The organism is Sphingopyxis sp. SCN 67-31 (genome assembly GCF_001725095.1).
Map to the genome: position 1 here is coordinate 1 of NZ_MEFH01000204.1, position 5,130 is coordinate 5,130.

The 5,130-nt window shown below is 67.2% G+C and carries 6 protein-coding genes; 3 read left to right on the forward strand and 3 right to left on the reverse strand.

Annotated elements, in window-relative coordinates:
* The 3 genes from murJ to ABS88_RS24020 form a co-directional block, all read left to right on the forward strand.
* On the forward strand, nt 1–1,062 hold a 1,062-nt coding region (gene murJ, locus ABS88_RS24010), incomplete at its 5' end, for a murein biosynthesis integral membrane protein MurJ (protein ID WP_286750808.1).
* 3 nt (nt 1,063–1,065) lie between these two features.
* Nucleotides 1,066–2,082, forward strand: coding sequence for a tryptophan--tRNA ligase (gene trpS / locus ABS88_RS24015; protein WP_186401618.1), 1,017 nt, complete (start codon nt 1,066–1,068; stop codon nt 2,080–2,082).
* Nucleotides 2,083–2,196: 114 nt separating this feature from the next.
* Nucleotides 2,197–2,898, forward strand: a complete 702-nt coding sequence (locus tag ABS88_RS24020) for a DUF4136 domain-containing protein (protein ID WP_286750809.1) — start codon at nt 2,197–2,199, stop codon at nt 2,896–2,898.
* Between the two features lie 63 nt (nt 2,899–2,961).
* Here ABS88_RS24020 and ABS88_RS24025 read toward each other — a convergent pair whose 3' ends face one another.
* Genes ABS88_RS24025 through ABS88_RS24035 form a run of 3 tightly spaced genes read right to left on the reverse strand, consistent with a single transcriptional unit; the run spans nt 2,962 to nt 5,020 of the window.
* Nucleotides 2,962–3,483, reverse strand: coding sequence for an AAA family ATPase (locus ABS88_RS24025; protein ID WP_286750810.1), 522 nt, complete (start codon nt 3,481–3,483; stop codon nt 2,962–2,964).
* Nucleotides 3,480–4,052 (reverse strand): nicotinamide riboside transporter PnuC, encoded by a 573-nt coding sequence (pnuC, locus tag ABS88_RS24030; protein ID WP_286750811.1) that lies wholly within the window; start codon nt 4,050–4,052, stop codon nt 3,480–3,482. The genes ABS88_RS24025 and pnuC overlap by 4 nt, the downstream gene beginning before the upstream one ends.
* Entirely contained in the window at nt 4,049–5,020 is a 972-nt protein-coding gene (locus ABS88_RS24035; RefSeq protein ID WP_286750812.1) for a phytoene/squalene synthase family protein, read from the reverse strand. The genes pnuC and ABS88_RS24035 overlap by 4 nt, the downstream gene beginning before the upstream one ends.
* Between the last annotated feature and the right edge of the window lie 110 nt (nt 5,021–5,130).

A 5,130-nucleotide genomic window follows, 5' to 3' on the forward strand; every position in this document is an offset into this window, starting at 1 on the left:
ATCACCGGCTGGTGGCTGCGCGGCGACAGCCACGACGACCGGATCGTCGCGATCGCGCTCGCGGTGGCGGTCAGCCTCGCGGGGGTCGCCCAGCTTGCCTATCTGTGGTGGGCGGTGCGCCGCGCCGGACTGCGCCTGCATCTGCGGCTACCACGGCTGACGCCCGAGGTCCGGCGGCTGGGCATGCTGATCCTGCCCGCCACATTCGGCGCGGGCATCTATCAGATCAGCCAGTTCGTCGACACCTTCTTCGCCACCTCGCTGCCGCAGGGGTCGCTGACGTTGCTCAAGCTCGCCGACCGGCTCAACCAGTTGCCGCTCGGCATCGTCGGCATCGCGCTCGGCACCGCGATCCTGCCGATGCTGTCGCGCCATATTCACAGCGGCGACGCCGCCGAGGCGCAGCGGTTGCAGAGCAATGCCTTTGAAATGGCGACGCTGCTTACCCTGCCCGCCGCCGCGGCGCTTGCCATTTGCGCGCCCGCCTTCGTCACCGCCTTTTTCGTCGGCGGCAAATTCACCGCGGCCGACGGCGCAATCATGGCCCATATCGTCGTGGCACTGGTCGCGGGGCTGCCGGCCTATGTGATCGTCAAGATATTGAACCCCGGCTTCTTCGCGCGCGAAGACACGCGGACGCCGGTGTGGACCGCGCTCGCCGCGCTCACCCTCAATATTGCGATCAACCTCTATGTCGTCGAACGCTATGGCATCGTCGGGCTCGCCGGGGCGACCGCAGCGTCGGCAAGCTTCAACTGCCTGCTGCTCTATGCCGTGCTCCACCGCCGCGGCTGGTTCCATTTTACCGCCCGGCTGGCAAGCCGGATCGCGCGGCAGATCGTCGCGGTCGCAGCGATGTCGGCGCTGCTCGTCTGGCTGATGCCCGTCGTCGCCCCCTATTATGGCGGCAATGTCGCCGAACGGGTCGGCGCGCTCGCCGCGCTCGTGCTGGCGGGCGGCGCGACCTTTTTCGCCGTGGCTTTCCTTGTCGGTGCGCTTGACAAGGATCTGGTCGCCATGCTGACGCGGCGCCGCGGCAAGCCCGCGCCAACACAGGAGTAAGACATGCGGATCGTTTCGGGCATTCAGCCCACCGGAAATTTGCACCTCGGCAATTATCTGGGCGCGATCCGCAACTGGGTGCGGATGCAGGATCAGGTGGCGAGCGAAGGCGGCGACTGCCTGTTCTTTCTGGCCGACCTGCACGCAATCTCGATGCCGCACGTCCCGGCCGATCTGACCGCAAACACCCGCGCGATGACTGCGGCGCTCGTCGCCTGCGGCATCGACCCCGACCGTTCGACCCTGTTCAACCAGGCGCGCGTCCCCGCGCATGCCGAGCTGCAATGGCTGCTCAACGGCACCGCGCGGATCGGCTGGCTGAACCGGATGACGCAGTTCAAGGACAAGTCGGGCAAGAATCGCGAGGGCGCCTCGGCGGCGCTCTACACCTATCCGGTGCTGCAGGCGGCCGACGTGCTGCTCTATCAGGCGACGCACGTTCCCGTCGGCGAGGACCAGAAGCAGCATCTGGAGCTGGCGCGCGACATCGCGCAGAAGTTCAACAATGATTATGCGAGCGCGGAAGATCCGGTCTTCACCCTGCCCGAACCGATCATCCCGCCCGACGCGGCACGGATCATGAGCCTGCGCGACGGGTCGGCCAAGATGTCCAAATCCGATCCGTCGGACATGAGCCGAATCAACCTGACCGACGATGCCGACACGATGATGCAGAAGGTGAAGAAGGCGAAGACCGATCCCGAACCGCTGCCGTCCGAGGCCGCGGGGCTGGAAGGGCGGCCCGAGGCGCGCAATCTGGTCGGGATTTACGCCACGCTTGCCGACTCGAGCACCGACGCGGTGCTGCAACAGTTCGGCGGGCAGGGCTTCGGCGCGTTCAAGCCGGCGCTCGGCGAGCTGCTGGTCGAGCGGCTGGCGCCGATCAACGCGCGCTTCGTCGCGCTCAAGGACGACCAGACGGCGCTCGACGCGATCCTCGACAAGGGCGCCGACAAGGCGCGCGCGCTTGCAAAGCCGACGCTCGACACCACATACAAGGTCTTGGGGCTTTGCCGCTAAGTCATTGTCTGCGTGGAACGGAGCTGCGACGAAGCGGGTTAAACCAAGGTTCAGCCGCACCGGCGTAGTCATGCTATAAACGGTGCGTGCTGTGCGCGCACCGAATCACGGAGCATGATGATGAGCAAGACAATCTTTCGGCGTCTGGGACTCGCCGCCATGACCGGCGCGGCGCTGGTGATGGCCGGCTGTGCCGCCACGCCCTTCCGCGCCGATGTCGCGCGCTTCCAGACCCAGCTTCCCGCACCGCAGGGGCAGAGCTTCGCGATCGAGGCGAATGACCCCGCGCTGCAGGGCGGGATCGAGTTTAACCAATATGCAACGCTCGTCGCGGGTGAACTGACGCGCTATGGCTATCGTCCCGCTGCTCCCGGCGAAAAGGCCGACATGGTCGTGCGTATGGATTATGGCATCGACAAGGGGCGCGAACGCGTCGTCTCCTCGCCCGGCTTCGGCAATCCCTGGTACGGTGGCTATTACGGCCGCGGCTTCTATTCGCCGCCCGTGATCGTGCGCGGCCCCCGCGGACGCCGCTATATCTACGGCTGGCGCGACCCCTTCCTGTGGGGCGGCTTCGGCCCGAGCTGGGGCTATAACGACGTCGAAAGCTTCACCGTCTACACCAGCGACCTCAACCTGCAGATCAGCCGCGCCGCCGACGGCTATCGGCTGTTCGAAGGCCATGCGCAGGCGCAGTCGCGCGATAATGACCTGACGCAGATCGTTCCCAATCTGGTCGAAGCGATGTTCACCAACTTCCCCGGCAATTCGGGCGAGCGGGTGCGCATCACCGTGGCGCCGCCCGAAAAGAAATAAGCGCCAAAGGCGTTTCTGCAAAAGCCCGCCTTCAGGCCGAAGGCGGGCTTTTTCGTGCGCGGGCTATCGATCGAGCCCCGCCGCCGTGATCGCGGCGAGCGCACTTTCCAGCCGGGCGTCGCCATCGCCTTCGACCCAGGCCCAGGGCAGACGGCGGCGGTCGAGTTCGGCGATCGCAACGTCCATGAACTGCCGCCGCGCAAGGTCGCTGCCGAACAGCCGCGTTCCGTCCTCGCGCCAAGGCAGGTCGAGCGCCGGGACGAGGTAGAAGTCGGCGACATCGGTCCAGGTGTCGATTTCGGGCAAGCGCCGGCCGAGCAGCATAATCGCCCACGCCTGCGTCATCAGCGGATCGGTGTCCGAGATCACCCACGCCGGGGCTTGCGCGAGGGCAAGCTTCGTCGCGGCGACATGGCCGTGAAAGATGGCAAGCAGGTCGCCGACTTCGAGATCGGTGCCGTTCGCCTCGCAATAAGTGCGGCCATATTCGGGGACGACTACGCCGCCGAGACACGCGGCAAGGCGCGGCGCCAGCTTCGACTTGCCGGTCGATTCGGCGCCGTGGAGACAGATATGGCGCGTCATGCCGGCATCGCCGCGGGCGCGGCGGCGGCGCGGCGCCACTGGATCAGCCCGTCGATCGACAGTCCCAGCAGGACGATATAGACCGCGCTGGTCGCATAAAGGCCGCGCCAGGCGAACAGCGGCACCGCGATCAGATCGACGAGAATCCACAGCCACCAGCTTTCGACGCGGCGCCGCGCGAGCAGCCATTGCGCCGCGATGCTGAGCATCGCGATGCCCCCGTCGATCCACGGCGCCGCGGCGTCGGTATAGCGGTGCATCGCCGAACTCCACACGACCCAGGCCACCCCGACAGCGGCGCCCCACCGCCAGCGATCGCGGCCGGGCATCCATCCGACGGGCACGCCGCTGTCGTCGCGCGCGCGGATCCAGCTGAGCCAGCCGTAAAGATTGAGGACGAAGAAAAATCCCTGGAGCAGCATGTCGCTGTACAGCTTCGCTTCGTAGAAAACGAAGGCATAAAGGGTGACGGCAGCGAGCGCGAAAGGATAGTTCCACACCTTGCGCATCGCGACCAGCGCGACGTTGATCAGGACGAGCGCGGCGGCCAGCCATTCGAGCTGGCTCATTGCGCCGCCTCCGCATCACCGGCGATCCGCGGGCGGGTCCACAGCCCGTCGCGGGCGATGCGCCGCAGCGGCGGGCGGCGCAGCACCGACCAGCCGGCGCGCGCCACCCAGCCGAATTTCGCGGCGCGCGTCGTCGCGGTGCGATGGTCCCACGCATGATCGCCGCGGCGCCGCACCGCGCGCGCGATGTCGCCATAGATGCCCGCGGCCGCAAGCACCGCCCAGCGGCTGCGCGGCGGCAGCTTGCGCGCGCCCCAGCGCGCCGACACTTCATATTCCCCGGCCATTTCGGCGAGCCATTTCGCCATCACGGCAAGACGCGGACGAAAGGCGGGATGCATATGCTGACCTGGCGGAATATCCAGCTCGACCAGCCAGTCGACCGGCAGATAGCAGCGGTCGGCCGCCGCATCTTCGGCAATGTCGCGCGCGATATTGGCGAGCTGGAACGCTATGCCGAGGTCGGACGCGCGGTCGAGCGTCGTTTCGTCCGCCGGATCGACCCCCATGACGAGCGCCATCGCGACGCCCACCGCGCCCGCGACATGATAGCAATAGCGCAACAAATCTGCCTCGCTGCGCGGGCGCCAGTCGGCGGCGTCGAGTTCGAAGCCTGCGACGATGTCGTCGATCACCGCGCGCGGGATCGCGACCTCGGTCAGCAACAGGCCGAGCGCGTCGAAGGCGGGATCGCCGGTAGGATCCCCGGCAAAGGCGCGATCGGTCAGGTCGCGGATGCGCGCGACCGCCGCCACCGCGTCGTGCCCCGCGCGCATGGTGCCGCCATGATCCTGCCCGTCGGTCAGATCGTCGGCGGCGCGGCACCAGGCATAGAGCAGCAGCACCCGTTCGCGTGTCCGCCGGTCGAACAGCCGGCTGGCGAGCGCAAAGCTTTTCGACCCGCGCGCGATGCTGTCGTGCGCAAAGCGGTGCAGGGCCGCCGCATCATAGCCCCCCGCCGCGGTCATTACAGATCGTCGGCCTTCATCGCGAAGATCGGCTCGTGCGGCTGGTAAGCGGCCATCTTGTCGAGCAGTTCGTCGATTCCCGCATCGACGATCATGATCCCGGCGTGCGC